This is a genomic window from Streptomyces sp. NPDC049040 (assembly GCF_043197715.1).
GTDB lineage: Bacteria > Actinomycetota > Actinomycetes > Streptomycetales > Streptomycetaceae > Actinacidiphila.
Window position 1 is genome coordinate 455,937 of sequence record NZ_JBICTO010000002.1, and the last position, 16,442, is coordinate 472,378.

Sequence of the window (16,442 nt, forward strand, 5' to 3'; positions counted from 1 at the left end):
GCCTCCCGCGTGGCCCCCGCCCCCCGCGGGGCGGGGGGGGGCCCCCCCCCCCCCCCCGGGGGGGGCCCCCCGGGGGGGGGGGGGCCCCCCCCCCCCCCCCCCCCCCCTTCGGCGTCCCCGCAACCGGACCAGGGCCCGCAGGTGCCCGGATCAGGCGCGCGGGCTCGGCCTACGCGCCCTCGCCCAGCACCTCCGCGATCAGTTCCCGCTGGGCCGGTGTGAGGTCGCCGTCGGCGCAGTGGACGGTGCCCCCGTCCGCGGTGATCGTGTACGAGTAGCCGTCCGGATACGGGCCGCGGTTGGCGCCGGAGGGCGCCAGGGCGGCCTCGGCCAGCGCGTGGAGGCGGCCCGCGTCGGGGCGGTCGCCGGTGTCCAGGGCGGCATGCCTGGTCAGGCCCGCGAAGCCGCCCGAGCGGGTCACCTCGATACGCATGGGGCTGCTCACACCTCCTGTGGCTGGCCCGGCTGCTGGCGGGGGACTTCGGCGCCGGCCGCCGGGGTCACGCCGACCTCCGTCCAGGCGGCGCGCACCGCCTGGCTCTGCTCCCCTTCACCGTAGCGGGCCACGGCCGCAGCGACGGTGGCCGCCGCGAAGTCCGCGAACTGCGCCCGCGAGGACAGGCGGCCGCCGGTGAGGGTGTCGTACCAGATCTGCCCGGCCTTCTCCCACGCGTGGCCGCCGATCGCGGTGGCGGCGAGGTAGAAGGCCCGGTTGGGGATGCCGGAGTTGAGGTGGACGCCGCCGTTGTCCTGGCTGGTCTTGACGTAGCCGGACATCGAGGCCGGCTGCGGGTCCTTGCCGAGTCGCGGGTCGTCGTAGGCGGTGCCCGGTGCCTTCATGGAGCGCAGCGCGGCGCCGTGGATGCCGGGGGCGAGCAGGCCGGCGCCGATCAGCCAGTCGGCCCGGTCGGCGGTCTGGCCGAGGGTGTACTGCTTGATCAGGCTGCCGAAGACGTCGGAGACCGACTCGTTGAGCGCCCCGGACTGCCCCTGGTAGTCGAGGTTGGCGGTGTACTGCGTGACCCCGTGCGTCAGCTCGTGGCCGATCACGTCGAGCGGGATGGTGAAGTCCAGGAAGATCCGGCCGTCGCCGTCCCCGAAGACCATCTGCTCGCCGTTCCAGAAGGCGTTGTTGTAGCCCTTGAGGTAGTGCACGGACGCCTTCAGCGGCAGGCCCGCGCCGTCGATGGAGTGCCGCCCGTAGGCCCGCAGGTAGGTCTCGAAGGTGGCACCGAGCCCGTCGTAGGCGCGGTTGGCGCTGGCGTCCTTGGTCGGCTGCGCGCCCTCGGCGCGCACCTTGTGGCCGGGCAGTGCGTCGTGGTGGCCCGCGTCGTAGATCGTGCGCTGCGGGTGGTCGGGGGCGGCGGCGTCGGCGTCGGCGGTCGGTCCCGTCGGACCGAGAAGGCTGTTCAGCGTGCGCCGGGTGCGCTCGCGGGCGTCGTGTTCCAGGGTGTGGCGGGCGGCGGCGGACACCGCGGCGTCGTCGGTCCTGGCCAGCCGGTCCAGGACGTGCGGCGGGACGATGGTGCAGAAGACGGGGGTCGAGGCAGTCGAGTCCATGCCACGCACTGTGGCACGGCAGACACACAGTGTCACCAGGTCGGCACCGGAATTGACGAGAAGGAGGGAAGGATCAGGATTCTGGTGGACAGAACCGTACATCTTGCATACTGAGAGGGACTACGCACCGGCTACGTGATTCCGCCGCCCTCGGCTATGGTCTTGGCATCATGCGTTTCGGGCTGCTTCTCCTTAGCTGCCGCGGCGAGGGTCTGTAGTCGTAGGCCGACCCCCTCCCCGCGGAGTTCGGCGTTTCCAGCCGTCGGCCGTTCCCCGAACGGACTCCCGAGGAGCCAGAGCCCCCATGACCAGCCCCAACAGTGTCGGCCGCGCCACGCCCATCACCGCCGCGACGGTCACCCAGCGCGCCACCGCGATGCCGGTCCACAAGTACGGCCGGTACGAGCAGGTGGACATCCCCGACCGCACCTGGCCCGACGCCCGGGTCACCAAGGCACCGCGCTGGCTGTCCACCGACCTGCGGGACGGCAACCAGGCGCTGATCGACCCGATGTCCCCCGCCCGCAAGCGGGAGATGTTCGACCTGCTGGTCAGGATGGGCTACAAGGAGATCGAGGTCGGCTTCCCGGCCTCGGGCCAGACCGACTTCGACTTCGTGCGCTCCATCATCGAGCAGGGCGCGATCCCGCAGGACGTGACGATCTCCGTCCTGACGCAGGCCCGCGAGGAGCTGATCGAGCGCACCGTCGAGGCGCTGCGCGGCGCTCCCCGGGCCACCGTGCACCTCTACAACGCCACCGCGCCGGTCTTCCGCCGCGTGGTCTTCCGCGGCACCCGTGACGAGGTCCGGCAGATCGCGGTCGACGGCACCCGGCTGGTGATGGAGTACGCGGACAAGCTGCTGGGCGACGAGACGGTCTTCGGCTACCAGTACAGCCCGGAGATCTTCACCGACACCGAGCTGGACTTCGCGCTGGAGGTCTGCGAGGGCGTGATGGACGTCTGGCAGCCCGAGGAGGGCCGCGAGATCATCCTCAACCTGCCCGCGACCGTCGAGCGCTCCACCCCGTCGACGCACGCCGACCGCTTCGAGTGGATGTCGCGGAACCTGTCGCGGCGCGAGTACGTCTGCCTGTCGGTGCACCCGCACAACGACCGCGGCACCGCGGTGGCCGCGGCCGAGCTGGCGCTGATGGCAGGCGCCGACCGGATCGAGGGCTGCCTGTTCGGGCAGGGCGAGCGCACCGGCAACGTGGACCTGGTCACGCTGGGCATGAACCTGTTCAGCCAGGGCGTCGACCCGCAGATCGACTTCTCGCAGATCGACGAGATCCGCCGCACCGCCGAGTACTGCAACCAGATGGAGATCCACCCGCGCCACCCTTACGCGGGCGATCTGGTCTACACCTCCTTCTCCGGCTCCCACCAGGACGCCATCAAGAAGGGCTTCGAGGCGATGGAGGCCACCGCCGCCGCCGCGGGCAAGACCGTGGACGACATCGAGTGGGCGGTGCCCTACCTGCCCATCGACCCCAAGGACGTCGGCCGCTCCTACGAGGCCGTGATCCGGGTGAACTCGCAGTCCGGCAAGGGCGGCGTGGCCTACGTGCTGAAGAACGGGCACAAGCTGGACCTGCCGCGCCGGATGCAGATCGAGTTCTCGAAGATCATCCAGACCAAGACCGACGCCGAGGGAGGCGAGGTCACACCGGCCCAGATCTGGTCGGTCTTCCAGGACGAGTACCTGCCGACCCCCGACAACCCCTGGGGCCGGATCGCCCTGCGCTCGGCCCAGGCGTCAACGTCGAGCGACGGCACCGACGCCCTCACGGTGGAAGCTGTCGTGGACGGCGTCGAGACGGTGCTGAGCGGCAGCGGCAACGGCCCGATCTCGGCCTTCTTCGACGCGCTGGCCAAGGCCGGCGTGGACGCGAGGCTGCTGGACTACAGCGAGCACACCATGAGCGAGGGCGCCTCGGCGCAGGCCGCCTCGTACATCGAGTGCGCCATCGGCGGCCGCGTGCTGTGGGGCATCGGCATCGACCCCAACACCACCCGCGCCGCACTCCAGGCTGTCGTCTCGGCAGTGAACCGCGCCGACCGCTGAGCGGGGCAAACCAGTACGAATCACCCCAGGCGTACGGGGGCGGTGCGGAATTGCCCCCGTACGCGGTACTGACTGGGCCTCTCTGATGTGGCTAACATCACGGCGTACGGCACCGTTGCCGGGGCGTCTTCGCGCGCGTACGGGCCGATGCGGGTACGTACCGGGACGAAGACGGCCGGAGGGTGCAGCGTGATGAAGCTGGGGCTGTGGATCTGGGGTGTGCGAACGGCCTGGCACACCGAGGACGACGGTGAGTTCTTCTGCCCCGACTGCGGCGGCGACCGCAGCTACCACCGGAGAACGGGCACCCGCAGGCTCACCGTGCTCAACGTGCCGCTGCTCAACCGCGGAACCGCGGGCTCGGTGATCGAGTGCGCCGCCTGCCACCGCCAGTACGACTCGCAGGTACTGCTCTGCCCGACCACCACCCGCTTCTCCGCGATGCTGCGCGACGCCGTCCACACCATCGCCCTCGCCGTGCTCACCGCGGGCGGCTCCAGCGGGCGCCCGGCCCGCGAGGCCGCAGTCGGCGCGGTCCGCTCGGCCGGCTTCAGCGACTGCACGGAGGACCAGCTGCTCGGCCTGCTCGCCGCGATCGTCGCCGACGAGGGCCGCTACACCGCCTCACAGGAGCTCGGCCACCACTCCTTCGCGGACTGCGTGGACGGCTGCGGCAGCTGGCTGTCGATCGAGCTGCACGAGGCACTGGAACCCCTCGCCGACCACCTCGCCCAGCAGGGCCGCGAGCGGGTGCTGCTCCAGGGCGCCCACATCGCGCTCGCCGACGGCCCCTACCTGCCGGCCGAGCGCGAGGTGCTCGAAGCGGTCGGCCGCTGCCTGTCGCTGCACACCGACGACATCGACCGGCTGCTCGCGGCCGCCGCGGCCACCACGAGCTGACCCGGCGGCCTCGCCGACGGCACTCCCCGCGGATACTCCGGGGGGAGTAGCGGGGGGCCGCGGCAGTCCCACGGAGTAGGGCACGGTTCGGCCGTGAGCCCGACGATTCGCGCCTCCCGCCCCGGGACGCTGGTGGAGTGACATCAGCGAATCCCGAGGGGGGACCCCGATGAGGCCGACCGGCACCACCCCAGGCAGCGACACCGCGAGCACGAGAGCGGGCACCGGACGGCGCAGGCTGCCCTGGGCGATGATCGGGCTGTGGATCGTGGTCCTCGCCGTCTCCGCGGTCTTCGCGGGCAAGCTCGACGGCGTCAAGCACGACGACGCCGTCGACTACCTTCCGGCAAGCGCGCAATCCACCCAGGTCGCCAAGATCCAGAAGGACATGTCCGGCGGCAGCGCCACCGACATGGTGCTGGTCTACGACCGGGCGGGCGGCCTCACCGCCGCCGACAGGGCGGCAGCCGACCGGCAGACCGCGGCACTGGAGAAGGCCTACCCGCTGGCGGGCGCCAAGCCCGCCGCGGTCGCCTCGAAGGACGGCCGCACCCTGATCGTGCCGGTGTCCGTCGCCGAGAGCGCGGGCAAGCCGGAGGACGTCGTCAAGGCCGTACGCGACCGGCTCGCCGCCGACCGGCCCGCCGGGCTGACGATCGACGTCGGAGGGCCGGGCGCCGCACAGGGCGACGCCAAGGAGGTCTTCGCCAGCATCGACGGCACCCTGCTGATGTCCACCGCCGGCATCGTCGCCCTGCTGCTCATCCTCACCTACCGCAGCCCCTTCCTGTGGCTGGTGCCACTGGCCGTCGTCGGCGTCGCCGCCGGCACCGCGATGGCCCTGGTCTACGGCATGGTGCGGGTCTTCGGGCTGACCGTGTCCGACATGAGCTCCTCGGTGATGACCGTGCTGATCTTCGGCGCGGGCACGGACTACGCGCTGCTGCTGATCTCCCGCTACCGGGACGAGCTGCGCCGCGTCCCCGAGCCGTACGAGGCGATGCGCGCCGCCCTGCGCGGCGTCGGCCCCGCCGTGCTCACCTCGGCCGCCACCGTCGTCGCGGGACTGCTCTGCCTGCTCGCCGCCGACCTCAACAGCAGCCGCGGTCTCGGCCCGGTCGGCGCGATCGGCATCGTGTGCTCGCTGGCCGCCATGACGACGCTGCTGCCCGCCGTGCTGGTGCTGCTCGGCCGCCGGGTCTTCTGGCCGCTGATCCCGGCCCACGGCAGCGAGTCCAGGGCCGGCCGCGGCGTCTACCGCAGGATCGGCGCGTTCGTGGTGCGCCGCCCGGTGGCCGTGCTCGCCGCCTCCGCGGTCGCCGTCGGCGCCCTCGCCCTGGGCATCGGCAATCTGCCCGGAGCCCTGCACCAGGACGACACCTTCACGAGTACGCCCGAGTCCGTCACCGCCGACCACATCCTGCACCGGGCCTTCCCCGAGCGCAGCACCCAGGCGATCGTCATAGCCGTGCCGACCGCCCGCGCGGACGCCGCGCAGGTCGCGGTCAGCAGCACCAGAGGGGTCGCGGGCGCCGCAGCCGGACGGTCGGGCGGCGGCTGGACCGAGATCTCCGCCTACCCGGCCGCGGCGCCCGACACCGCGGCGGAAAAGGACACGATCAAGCGGCTGCGGGTCGTCACCGCCCCTGACCACGGCCTGGTCGGCGGGGCCAGCGCCCAGCGGATCGACACCGCCGACACGTCCTCGCGGGACAGCCGCCTGGTCATCCCGCTGGTGCTGGCTGCCGTCTTCCTGCTGCTCGCCGCACTGCTGCGCAGCCTGGTGGCACCGCTGCTGCTCACCGCCGCGATGGTCGGGGTCTGGGCCGCCGCCCTCGGCATAGGCGGGCTCATCTTCGGCCCCGTCCTCGGCTTCCACGGGATCGACCCCGGGCTGCCGCTGCTCAGCTTCGTCTTCCTGGTCGCACTCGGTGTCGACTACGGCATCTTCCTGATGCACCGGATGCGGGAGGAGGCCCGCGCCGGTGCGGGCCCGCGCCGCTCGACGGTGGCCGCGCTGGAGTCGACCGGCGGCGTGATCGCCTCCGCCGGCATCGTCCTCGCGGCGACCTTCACGGTCCTGGCGTCGCTCCCGCTGGTGATGATGGTCGAGATGGGCCTGGTCATCGCCCTGGGTGTGCTGCTCGACACCTTCGTCGTCCGCACCTTCCTGGTCCCGGCGGCCACGACGCTGCTGGGCGAGCGCGTCTGGTACCCGGGCAGCCCCGGCCCCGCCACCCCGACCCCGCAGGAGGGCACCCCGGCCCCCGCAGCGGTGGGCGCCGCCTAGGGCCTGTCGCCCTGGGGCACGCGGGGGACCGACCCGCGTGCCCCTGTGCGGCATCACCTCACGCAGAGGCACCCCTGTCCCGGAAGATGGAGCCGTGCGCAGACGACCACCGCCCGGCCGCGCAGCGGCCGAGACCGAAGCCCCGCGGGTCACGTACCAGGACGTGGCCCTGGCCGCAGCGGTCTTCGCGGTCCAGGCCACCTTGGCCCTGACGCTGCCGGAAGCGGCACGGAGCCACCGCCCCGACGCGGCCGGATGGATCTGGCTGGCGTCCAGCGCAGCGGTGCTGACATGGCGCCGCCGGGCCCCCATGTGGTGCGTGCTGGCCATGATCGCGGTCGTGGCGCCCTACCACTACCTGGAGAACATCCAGGATGCCCCGGTGCTGTCCAGCATGATCGCGCTGTACTCCCTGGCCGTGGCGGGCCCGCCGATCAGGACCTTCCTGGTGGTGCCGACCATGGTGGGCACCATGGCCGTCGTGATGTCGGCCATCGGCAAGCCCACCTCCGGCACCCCGATACTCCAGGGCGCCGGCTGGGTGGTGGCGGTCGCGGTGGCAGGCGAGCTCGTACGGATGCACCGCAACTACATCGCCGCGATCATGGAGCGTGCCGAGCGGGCCGAGCGGACCCGGGAGGAGGAGGCGGCGCGCCGGGTCGCGGAGGAGCGGCTGCGGATAGCCCGAGACCTCCACGACCTGCTGGCGCACAGCATCACGCTGATCGGTGTGCAGACCTCGGTGGCCGCGCACATCCTGCTCGCGGACCCCGAACGGCTCGACCGGACCGCGGTGGCCGGCGCGCTGGACAACATCGCGGAGACCTGCCGGGAGGCGCGTTCCGAGCTGCGCACCACCCTGCGGGTGCTGCGCGCCGACAGCGACGGGCCGCTGCCCGACCTGGCGGGCATCCCGGCCCTGGCCAGGGCGGCGGAGGCGGCGGGCGCCAGGGTCACGCTGGTCCTGGACACGGACGGCGAGCCGGTGCCGGCCGCGGTGGGCGCGGCGGCTTACCGCATCGTCCAGGAGTCGCTGACCAACGCGGTACGGCACACCGGCGCCCCCGACCCGCGGGTGCGGGTGGCGGTCGGGCACAGAGGCGTCGCCCTGCACGTGTGCGTCGAGGACGAGGGGCCGGAAGCGGTCAAGCCGCCCGCCGCCGACCGGCCCGAGGGCTTCGGGATCGTCGGGATGCGGGAGCGGGCCAGGAGCGTCGGGGGGACCTTCGCGGCGGGGCCGCGGACGGACGGCAAGGCGGGCTTCTCGGTCACCGCCGTCCTGCCCTGCGCCTCCGACCCGAGCGACCGCGACGCTGCCGCCCGGTCCGCCACCGACCCCGCTCGCACCGGCGTCGGCGCCGACCGCACTGCCCACCCCGCCGCCCCGGCCGGCCCCGCCGCCCCCGCCCCGGCCGACCGCACCGCCGCGGCCCCTGCCGCTGACCGCACCGCCGCTGACCGCACCGCCGCCCCGGCCGACCGCATCCCGGCCGCCCTCGCCCCGGCCGACCGCACCGCCGCGGCCCCCGCCGCTGACCGCACCGCCGCCGACCGCACCGCCCCCGCCGCAGCCCCGGCCGACCGCATCCCGGCCGCCCTCGCCCCGGCCGACCGCACCGCCGCGGCCCCCGCCGCTGACCGCACCGCCGCCGACCGCACCGCAGCCCCGGCCGACCGCATCCCGGCCGCCCTCGCCCCGGCCGACCGCACCACCGCGGCCCCCGCCGCTGACCGCACCGCCGCCGACCGCACCGCCCCCGCCGCGGCCCCGGCCGGCCCCGCCGCCCCCGCCCCGGCCGACCGCACCGCCGCGGCCCCCGCCGCTGACCGCACCGCCGCCGACCGCACCGCCCCCGCCGCGGCCCCGGCCGAGCGCCTCGCCCGAGCCGACGCCGCCCGTACCGCTGCGGCCGCCGACCGTACGGTCCGCGCCGCCGGCGCCGACCGTCCCGACCCCGTGCCCAGCGCCGACCCCCAGGGAGACCGCACATGACCACACCCGAGCCGATCCGGGTGCTGCTCGCCGACGACCAGACGCTGGTCCGCGCCGCCTTCGCGATGCTGGTCGAGTCCGCCCGCGACATGGCGGTGGTGGGCCAGGCGGCCAACGGCCTGGAGGCGGTGGAACGGGCCCGCAGCGCCAGGGCCGACGTCATCGTGATGGACATCCGGATGCCGGAGCTCGACGGCATCGAGGCCACCCGGCGGATCGCCGCGGACGACGACCTCGCAGGGGTGCGCATCCTGGTGCTGACGACGTACGACGACGACGAGCACGTGGTGGCGGCGCTGCGCGCCGGCGCCTCCGGCTTCATGGTCAAGGACACCAGGCCCGCGGAGCTGCTGGACGCGATCCGCACGGTCGCGGCCGGCGACTCGCTGCTGTCGCCCGGCCCGACGGCCCGGCTGATCGCCCGGGTGCTGCGGCTGCCCGACCGGCCGCCGGCCACCACGTCCCCTGGGCCGGGCCGGCTGGCCTGCCTGTCGGACCGGGAACGCGAGGTGCTGACGCTGGTGGCCCGCGGGTTGAACAACACGGAGGCCGGCGAGGCGCTGGGCCTGAGCCCGCTCACCGCGAAGACCCACGTCAGCCGGATCATGGGCAAGCTCGGCGCCAGGGACCGCGCCCAACTGGTCATCGCGGCCTACGAGTCGGGCCTGGTGGCACCCGGCGCCGAGCGCTGAGCGGGGCGGAGTCACGGGCCGCGCCCCCGGGGGCACCGGGGTAGGCGAGAATGGGCCGCATGAGTCTGTTCCGCGACGACGGCATCGTGCTGCGCACCCAGAAGCTCGGTGAGGCGGACCGGATCATCACCCTGCTCACCCGGCGGCACGGCAGGGTCCGCGCGGTGGCCAGGGGGGTGCGGCGGACGAAGTCGAAGTTCGGTGCACGCCTGGAGCCCTTCACCCACGTCGACGTGCAGTTCTTCGTCCGCGGTGGCGAGCTGGTCGGCCGCGGGCTGCCGCTGTGCACCCAGAGCGAGACGATCGCGCCCTACGGCAGTCCCATCGTCGCCGACTACGACCGCTACACCGCGGGCACCGCGATGCTGGAGACCGCCGAGCGCTTCACCGACCACGAGGGCGAGCCCGCGGTGCAGCAGTATCTGCTGCTGGTCGGCGCCCTGCGCACGCTCGCCGCCGGCGACCACGACCCGCGGCTGGTGCTGGACGCCTTCCTGCTGCGCTCGCTTGCGGTCAACGGCTACGCGCCGAGTTTCGACGACTGCGCGAAGTGCGGGATGACCGGGCCGAACCGGTTCTTCTCGGTCGGCGCGGGAGGAGTCGTATGCGGCGAGTGCCGCGTACCGGGAAGCGTCGTACCCTCACGGGAGGCACTGGATCTCCTGGGTGCGCTGCTCGGCGGCGACTGGGAGACCGCGGACGCCTGCGAGCCGCGGCACTGCCGTGAGGGCAGCGGGCTGGTCGCGGCGTATCTCCAGTGGCACCTGGAGCGCGGCCTGCGCTCCCTGCGGTTCGTCGAGAAGTAGGAGAAGTACGACCATGGCACGTCGCGGGATTCTGGGCCGGAACCGGACCTCTTACCGGACGCCCGATCCGCACCCCTCGGGTGCCCAGCCGCCGAAGCTCCCGGCGGAGCTGGTGCCCAAGCACGTCGCCGTGATCATGGACGGCAACGGCCGCTGGGCGAAGGAGCGCGGGCTGCCGCGCACCGAGGGCCACAAGGTCGGCGAGGGCGTCGTCCTCGACGTGCTCAAGGGCTGCCTGGAGATCGGCGTCAAGAACCTGTCGCTCTACGCCTTCTCCACCGAGAACTGGAAGCGCTCGCCCGACGAGGTGCGCTTCCTGATGAACTTCAACCGGGACGTGATCCGCCGGCGCCGTGACGAGATGGACGAGCTGGGCATCCGCATCCGGTGGGTCGGGCGGATGCCGAAGATGTGGAAGTCGGTGGTCCAGGAGCTCCAGGTGGCCCAGGAGCAGACCGTCGACAACGACGCGATGACGCTGTATTTCTGCGTGAACTACGGCGGCCGTGCGGAGATCGCCGACGCCGCCCAGGCGCTGGCGCGGGACGTGGCCGAGGGGCGGCTCGACCCGTCGAAGGTCAACGAGAAGACCTTCGCCAAATACCTCTACTACCCGGACATGCCGGACGTCGACCTCTTCCTCCGCCCGAGCGGCGAGCAGCGCACGTCCAACTACCTGCTGTGGCAGAGCAGCTACGCGGAGATGGTCTTCCAGGACGTCCTGTGGCCGGACTTCGACCGGCGCGACCTGTGGCGGGCCTGCCACGAATTCGCCCGCCGCGACCGTCGTTTCGGCGGCGCCCTCCCCAACGAGGATGCCGCCCTCTAGCTGGTGCCGTGACCGGGAAGGTCCACCGGCTCGGGCCGCGGCGGCCGGGGGCAGCCCTTCTGTGAGGGGGGGCCGACAGGGCGCGGGCAACCGCGCGACCACCCCGCCACCACCGGTGGTGGGCGCGACCACCCCGCCACCACCGGTGGCCGGCGCGATCGGCCCGCCACCGGCCGGTGGCCCGTCTCCGGCAGGAGGAGCCCCTTCTGGCCGGTGGCGACCCGCGCGCGGCCGGCGGCCGGGGTCAGGACGGTGGGGGCGAGGTGGTCAGCGCTGCGCGGCCGCGCAGTCGGCGCAGGTGCCGAAGATCTCCATCGTGTGGGCCACGTCCACGAAGCCGTGGTCGGAGGCCACCGCCTCGGCCCAGCTCTCCACGGCGGGGCCCTCGACCTCGACGGCCTTGCCGCAGCTGCGGCACACGAGGTGGTGGTGGTGGCCGCCACCGGAGCAGCGGCGGTAGACGGACTCGCCCTCGCCGGTGCGCAGCACGTCGATCTCGCCGGCGTCGGCGAGGGACTGCAGCGTGCGGTAGACGGTGGTCAGGCCGACCGAGTCGCCCCGGTGCTTGAGGATGTCGTGCAGATCCTGCGCGCTGCGGAATTCGTCGACCTCTTCCAGGGCCGCCGCGACCGCGGCCCGCTGCCGGGTGGCCCGGCCCGCGACCGGCGGCCCTGAGGGCCCGGGGTGCTTCATCGTGGTCACCGGTGCCTCCTCATCACGGCCTGCGCGCTCTGACGCCCCCATTGTGCCAGCCCGCGGCCCGCAGCCGTCCGGCCGCCGCGGTGAAGAGCAGGAACACGGCCATCGACGCGAGGACGATGCTGGACCCGGGGGGCACATCGACGTAGTAGGAGAAGACCGTGCCGGACAGGGAGACGGTCACGCCGACCGCGACAGCCACCGCGAGCGTCCAGGCGAAGCCGCGGGTGACCTGCTGGGCGGCGGCCACCGGGATCACCATCAGGGCGCTGACCAGCAGCAGTCCGACCGCCCGCATGGCGACGGTCACGGTGACGGCCGCGGTGACCGCGAGCAGCAGGTTGAGCGCCCGCACCGGCAGCCCGCCGACGTGGGCGAACTCCTCGTCCTGGCAGATGGCGAAAAGCTGCCTGCGCAGGCCGAGCACGACCAGCAGCACGAAAGCGGCCAGCGCGATCATCGGCGGGATGTCCTGCGGGGAGACGGTGCTGATGGACCCGAAGAGATACGTGGTGAGGTTGGCGTTGGAGCCGTTCGGCGCCAGGTAGATGATCATCACGCCACCGGAGATGCCGCCGTAGAAGAGCATGGCGAGCGCGATGTCGCCGCGGGCCTTGCCGTAGGAGCGGATGAGTTCCATGCCGATGGCGCCCGCGACCGACACTCCCACCGCCGTCCAGACCGGGCTGACCTGGAGCAGGAAGCCGAGGGCCACACCGGTGAGGGCGACATGGCCGATGCCGTCGCCCATGATCGCCTGCCGCCGCTGGACCAGGAAGATGCCGACGGCCGGCGCGGTGATGCCGACCAGCACCGCGGCGAGCAGAGCGCGCTGCATGAAGGCGTAGTTCAGGAGATCCATCGGTCGAGGTGTCCCTTCACCGGTGCGGTCGCGGGGTCGGCGTGCGGGTGGACGTGGTCGCGCAGGGGCAGCACGGCAGGGCCCGACGGGCCGTCGTCGGCGACGCGGCCGTCCCGCAGCAGCACCGTCCGGTCGATCAGCGGCGCCAGCGGGCCGAGCTCGTGCAGCACCAGCAGCACGGTGGTTCCGCCCGCGACCTGGGTGCGTACGGTCTCGGCGAGCACGTCCTGCGACGGCAGGTCGACGCCCGCCATGGGCTCGTCCATGATCAGCAGGTCAGGCTCGGTGGCGAGCGCGCGGGCGATCAGCACCCGCTGGTGCTGGCCGCCGGACAGGGCGTCGACGGAGTCGGCGGCGCGGTCCGCCATGCCGACCAGGTCGATCGCGCGGGCGACCGCCGCCCGGTCGGCCCGGCCCGGCGGCCGCAGCCCGGTCCTGGCCAGCCGCCCGGCGGCGACCACCTCGCGTACGGTCGCGGGCACCCCGCCGGCCGCGGTGGTGCGCTGCGGCACGTAGCCGATCCTCGCCCACTGCCGAAAGCGGTCGCCGGGGGTGCCGAACAGCTCCCGGGTGCCCGCGGTCAGCGGCACCCGGCCGACGACCGCACGGACCGCCGTCGACTTGCCGGAGCCGTTCGCACCGAGCAGCGCGACCACCTCGCCGCGGTCCACCGTCAGGTCGACGCCGTGCAGCACCTGCCGGGCGCCGAGCGAGGCCGTCGCGCCGCGCAGACTCACCACCGTGTCCATCAGCGGGGCACCCCCAGGGCGGTCTGCAGCGCCGCCAGATTGCTGCGCTGCACCGCGAAGTAGTCGGTGCCCTTCGACTTCGGGGTGATGCCCTCGATCGGGTCGAGCACGTCGGTCCGCAGGTGCAGGTCGCCCGCCACGGTCTTGGCGGTCTTGTCGCTGACCAGCGTCTCGAAGAAGACCGTGGTGACGTGCTCGCGCTTGGCGAGGTCGAGCAGCGCCTTCATGCGGGTGGCGCTCGGCTCGCTCTCCGGGTCGATGCCGTTGATGGCCTCCTCGACCAGGCCGTAGCGCTCGGCGAGGTAGCCGAAGGCGGCGTGCGTGGTGATGAAGGTGTCGGTGGCGCGGTTCTTCAGGCCGTCGCGGAACGCGGTGTCGAGCGCGCCGAGCTGGGCGACCAGCGTGTCGGTGTTCTTCGCGTACGCGGCCGAGTGCGCCGGGTCCGCCTGGGCGAGGGCCTTGCCGACGCCCTTGGCGACCTCGGCGTACCTGACGGGGTCGAGCCAGATGTGCGGGTCGGCGCCGGCGTCCTCCTCGCTCTGGCCGCCGCTGCCGTTGTCGCCCGTGGTGTGGTGGCGGCCGTCCACCTCGGTGCCGTGGTCCTCGAGGCCGGTGAGCTTGGCGGCGTCCACGGTGTGCTTGACGCCGGACTGGCCGATGGCGTCGTCGACGGCGGGCTGCAGGCCGTGCAGGGAGATGATCACGTCCGCCTTGCCGAGCGCGGCGATCTGCTGCGGTGCCAGCTCCAGGTCGTGCGGTTCGACGCCGGGCTTGGTCAGGTCGGTGACCTGGACGTTGCTGCCGCCGATGCGGTCGGCGAGGAATTCGAGCGGATAGAAGGACGCGGTGACCCTGAGCTTCCCGCCGGCCTTGGCGTCGTCGGCCGCGCCGGCGGAGCCGGAGCAGGCGGTGAGGGCGGGGAGGGTGAGGGCGGCGACGGCGAGTGCGGCGGCCGGTATCGTCCGGCGACTGTTGTTCATGACAGTCATTTTCAACTTAGATGGAAACGATTGTCAATTGCGCTGGGGTGGCCGCCAGGTACGGGCGTGTCCTTGCCGCCGGCGGAACGGATTTGATATGCGCCCCGTCCCCGCCGGTAATCTGGGACAACTGACCCCTTCGTCGTACTGAAGAGAGCACCGTGGCCGCCGACAAGATCGACACCATCGTCAGCCTGAGCAAGCGCCGTGGCTTCGTTTTCCCGAGCAGTGAGATCTACGGCGGCTCGAAGGCCGCCTGGGACTACGGGCCGCTGGGCGTCGAGCTCAAGGAGAACATCAAGCGCCAGTGGTGGCGCGCGATGGTGACCTCCCGTGAGGACGTGGTGGGCCTCGACTCGTCGGTGATCCTCGCCCCCGAGGTGTGGGTCGCCTCGGGTCACGTCGCCACGTTCTCCGACCCGCTCACCGAGTGCACCTCCTGCCACAAGCGCTTCCGCGCCGACCACCTGGAGGAGGTGTACGAGGCCAAGCACGGCCGGCCGCCGGCCAACGGGCTGGCCGACATCAACTGCCCGCACTGCGGCACCAAGGGCGCCTTCACCGAGCCCAAGCAGTTCTCCGGCATGCTCCAGACCCACCTCGGCCCCACCCAGGACGCCGGCTCCGTGGCGTATCTGCGGCCCGAGACCGCGCAGGGCATCTTCGTCAACTTCGCCCAGGTGCAGACCACCTCGCGCAAGAAGCCGCCGTTCGGCATCGCCCAGATGGGCAAGTCGTTCCGCAACGAGATCACCCCGGGCAACTTCATCTTCCGCACCCGCGAGTTCGAGCAGATGGAGATGGAGTTCTTCGTCAAGCCCGGCGAGGACGAGAAGTGGCACGAGTACTGGATGCAGGAGCGCTGGAACTGGTACACCGGCCTCGGCATCCGCGAGGAGAACATCCGCTGGTACGACCACCCGAAGGAGAAGCTGTCCCACTACTCGAAGCGCACCGCCGACATCGAGTACCGCTTCAACTTCGGCGGCCAGGAGTTCAGTGAGCTCGAGGGCGTCGCCAACCGCACCGACTTCGACCTCAGCGCCCACTCCAAGGCCTCGGGCCAGGACCTGGCCTACTTCGACCAGGAGGCAGGCGAGCGCTGGTTCCCCTACGTGATCGAGCCGGCGGCAGGCGTCAACCGCGCCATGCTGGCCTTCATGCTCGACGCGTACAACGAGGACGAGGCGCCCAACGCCAAGGGCGCCATGGAGAAGCGGACCGTGATGCGCCTCGACCCGCGGCTCGCCCCGGTCAAGGTCGCGGTCCTGCCGCTGTCCCGCAACGCCGAGCTGTCCCCGAAGGCCAAGGGCCTGGCCACCGCACTGCGGGCGAACTGGAACATCGAGTTCGACGACGCCGGCGCGATCGGCCGGCGCTACCGGCGGCAGGACGAGATCGGCACGCCGTTCTGCGTGACGGTGGACTTCGACACGCTCACCGACAACGCGGTGACCGTGCGGGAGCGCGACACCATGGTCCAGGAGCGGGTGTCGCTCGACCAGGTCGAGGCCTACCTGGGCAGCCGGCTGCTGGGCTGCTGAGCCATCGCCCCGCGCAGGGCCAGGCTCCCGCAGGCTGTCGCCAGCGGGAGCTCCGCGAGCACGGCCATCGCCACGGCGGCGAGCAGGGCCGCGCCGTGGGAGGTCGCGAGGTCGACAGACGCGTCGAGCAGGAGCAGGGTCGCGGTGCCCGCTGCGGCGGGCGCCAGGGCGCGGTGCGGTCCCCGCAGGGCGAGCAGCCCGGTCGAGACCAGGCCGACGGCCTCCAGCGAGTCGAGTGCCACCCATTGCGGTGTGCCGCTGTCGGCCAGCACCACCAGCCACGGCAGGAGCAGCAGCCCGCATGCCAGCGGCAGATAAGCGAGGCCCTGCCGTTCCCTCGGCCGGGGCGGTGCGCCAGGACCGGCCGCCCGCAAACCGCTGACGGACATCCCGTGCCTCCTTCCGAACCCTGCTCGGACACCAACGCCCCCGCGCCGTCCGATCTTCCTGCGCCCCGCCGGGCGCACCCC

The 16,442-nt window shown here is 72.9% G+C and carries 15 protein-coding genes; 8 read left to right on the top strand and 7 right to left on the bottom strand.

What is annotated here, in order from left to right; all coding sequences use genetic code 11:
- Positions 1-169: 169 nt before the first annotated feature.
- Together ACGFMP_RS06880 and ACGFMP_RS06885 are read right to left on the bottom strand one after the other, a co-directional pair.
- Positions 170-433, bottom strand: a complete 264-nt coding sequence (locus ACGFMP_RS06880) for a protealysin inhibitor emfourin (protein ID WP_393671356.1) — start codon at positions 431-433, stop codon at positions 170-172.
- An 8-nt stretch (positions 434-441) separates the two neighbouring features.
- A complete protein-coding gene (locus tag ACGFMP_RS06885) occupies positions 442-1,560 on the bottom strand; it encodes a M4 family metallopeptidase (protein ID WP_393670771.1) in 1,119 nt (372 codons plus the stop codon).
- 304 nt (positions 1,561-1,864) lie between these two features.
- Between ACGFMP_RS06885 and leuA the strand changes: the two genes are divergently transcribed.
- The 7 genes from leuA (at position 1,865) to ACGFMP_RS06920 (ending at position 11,138) form a co-directional block, all read left to right on the top strand.
- On the top strand, positions 1,865-3,628 hold the full coding sequence (leuA, locus tag ACGFMP_RS06890) for a 2-isopropylmalate synthase (protein WP_393670772.1): 1,764 nt from the start codon (positions 1,865-1,867) through the stop codon (positions 3,626-3,628).
- A gap of 192 nt (positions 3,629-3,820) precedes the next feature.
- A complete protein-coding gene (locus tag ACGFMP_RS06895) occupies positions 3,821-4,528 on the top strand; it encodes a TerB family tellurite resistance protein (protein WP_393670773.1) in 708 nt (235 codons plus the stop codon).
- A 169-nt stretch (positions 4,529-4,697) separates the two neighbouring features.
- Positions 4,698-6,818, top strand: a complete 2,121-nt coding sequence (locus ACGFMP_RS06900; protein WP_393670774.1) for an MMPL family transporter — start codon at positions 4,698-4,700, stop codon at positions 6,816-6,818.
- Between the two features lie 94 nt (positions 6,819-6,912).
- Positions 6,913-8,811: a sensor histidine kinase gene (locus ACGFMP_RS06905; protein ID WP_393670775.1), complete on the top strand. Its 1,899-nt coding sequence runs from the start codon at positions 6,913-6,915 to the stop codon at positions 8,809-8,811.
- Positions 8,808-9,503, top strand: coding sequence for a response regulator (locus tag ACGFMP_RS06910; protein ID WP_393670776.1), 696 nt, complete (start codon positions 8,808-8,810; stop codon positions 9,501-9,503). Before ACGFMP_RS06905 ends, ACGFMP_RS06910 begins: the two co-directional genes overlap by 4 nt.
- Positions 9,504-9,562: 59 nt before the next feature.
- Entirely contained in the window at positions 9,563-10,309 is a 747-nt protein-coding gene (recO, locus tag ACGFMP_RS06915; protein ID WP_393670777.1) for a DNA repair protein RecO, read from the top strand.
- A 13-nt stretch (positions 10,310-10,322) separates the two neighbouring features.
- Positions 10,323-11,138, top strand: a complete 816-nt coding sequence (locus ACGFMP_RS06920) for an isoprenyl transferase (RefSeq protein WP_393670778.1) — start codon at positions 10,323-10,325, stop codon at positions 11,136-11,138.
- Positions 11,139-11,405: 267 nt separating this feature from the next.
- Here ACGFMP_RS06920 and ACGFMP_RS06925 read toward each other — a convergent pair whose 3' ends face one another.
- From ACGFMP_RS06925 to ACGFMP_RS06940, 4 genes are read right to left on the bottom strand one after another with little or no spacing between them, the layout of a single operon-like run.
- Complete coding sequence (locus tag ACGFMP_RS06925; protein ID WP_393671357.1) at positions 11,406-11,831, bottom strand: Fur family transcriptional regulator; 426 nt, start codon at positions 11,829-11,831, stop codon at positions 11,406-11,408.
- 22 nt (positions 11,832-11,853) lie between these two features.
- Entirely contained in the window at positions 11,854-12,699 is an 846-nt protein-coding gene (locus ACGFMP_RS06930) for a metal ABC transporter permease (RefSeq protein WP_393670780.1), read from the bottom strand.
- Positions 12,687-13,448: a metal ABC transporter ATP-binding protein gene (locus ACGFMP_RS06935; protein WP_393670781.1), complete on the bottom strand. Its 762-nt coding sequence runs from the start codon at positions 13,446-13,448 to the stop codon at positions 12,687-12,689. Before ACGFMP_RS06935 ends, ACGFMP_RS06930 begins: the two co-directional genes overlap by 13 nt.
- On the bottom strand, positions 13,448-14,428 hold the full coding sequence (locus tag ACGFMP_RS06940) for a metal ABC transporter substrate-binding protein (RefSeq protein ID WP_393670782.1): 981 nt from the start codon (positions 14,426-14,428) through the stop codon (positions 13,448-13,450). The genes ACGFMP_RS06935 and ACGFMP_RS06940 overlap by 1 nt, the downstream gene beginning before the upstream one ends.
- Before the next feature lie 161 nt (positions 14,429-14,589).
- Here ACGFMP_RS06940 and ACGFMP_RS06945 point away from each other — a divergent pair, with 161 nt between their 5' ends.
- Positions 14,590-15,972, top strand: coding sequence for a glycine--tRNA ligase (locus ACGFMP_RS06945; protein WP_393670783.1), 1,383 nt, complete (start codon positions 14,590-14,592; stop codon positions 15,970-15,972).
- On the opposite strand, the gene ACGFMP_RS06950 is transcribed toward ACGFMP_RS06945, so the two are convergent.
- Positions 15,942-16,361 (bottom strand): hypothetical protein, encoded by a 420-nt coding sequence (locus tag ACGFMP_RS06950; protein ID WP_393670784.1) that lies wholly within the window; start codon positions 16,359-16,361, stop codon positions 15,942-15,944. The two genes, ACGFMP_RS06945 and ACGFMP_RS06950, sit on opposite strands and share 31 nt — an antisense overlap.
- Positions 16,362-16,442: the final 81 nt, after the last annotated feature.

Bases quoted from the DNA above. Each gene is read 5' to 3' on its own strand.
- ACGFMP_RS06880 (WP_393671356.1), bottom strand. From the start codon at position 433: ATGCGTATCGAGGTGACCCGCTCGGGCGGCTTCGCGGGCCTGACCAGG.
- ACGFMP_RS06885 (WP_393670771.1), bottom strand. From the start codon at position 1,560: ATGGACTCGACTGCCTCGACCCCCGTCTTCTGCACCATCGTCCCGCCG.
- leuA (WP_393670772.1), top strand. From the start codon at position 1,865: ATGACCAGCCCCAACAGTGTCGGCCGCGCCACGCCCATCACCGCCGCG.
- ACGFMP_RS06895 (WP_393670773.1), top strand. From the start codon at position 3,821: ATGAAGCTGGGGCTGTGGATCTGGGGTGTGCGAACGGCCTGGCACACC.
- ACGFMP_RS06900 (WP_393670774.1), top strand. From the start codon at position 4,698: ATGAGGCCGACCGGCACCACCCCAGGCAGCGACACCGCGAGCACGAGA.
- ACGFMP_RS06910 (WP_393670776.1), top strand. From the start codon at position 8,808: ATGACCACACCCGAGCCGATCCGGGTGCTGCTCGCCGACGACCAGACG.
- recO (WP_393670777.1), top strand. From the start codon at position 9,563: ATGAGTCTGTTCCGCGACGACGGCATCGTGCTGCGCACCCAGAAGCTC.
- ACGFMP_RS06920 (WP_393670778.1), top strand. From the start codon at position 10,323: ATGGCACGTCGCGGGATTCTGGGCCGGAACCGGACCTCTTACCGGACG.
- ACGFMP_RS06925 (WP_393671357.1), bottom strand. From the start codon at position 11,831: ATGAAGCACCCCGGGCCCTCAGGGCCGCCGGTCGCGGGCCGGGCCACC.
- ACGFMP_RS06930 (WP_393670780.1), bottom strand. From the start codon at position 12,699: ATGGATCTCCTGAACTACGCCTTCATGCAGCGCGCTCTGCTCGCCGCG.
- ACGFMP_RS06935 (WP_393670781.1), bottom strand. From the start codon at position 13,448: ATGGACACGGTGGTGAGTCTGCGCGGCGCGACGGCCTCGCTCGGCGCC.
- ACGFMP_RS06940 (WP_393670782.1), bottom strand. From the start codon at position 14,428: ATGAACAACAGTCGCCGGACGATACCGGCCGCCGCACTCGCCGTCGCC.
- ACGFMP_RS06950 (WP_393670784.1), bottom strand. From the start codon at position 16,361: ATGTCCGTCAGCGGTTTGCGGGCGGCCGGTCCTGGCGCACCGCCCCGG.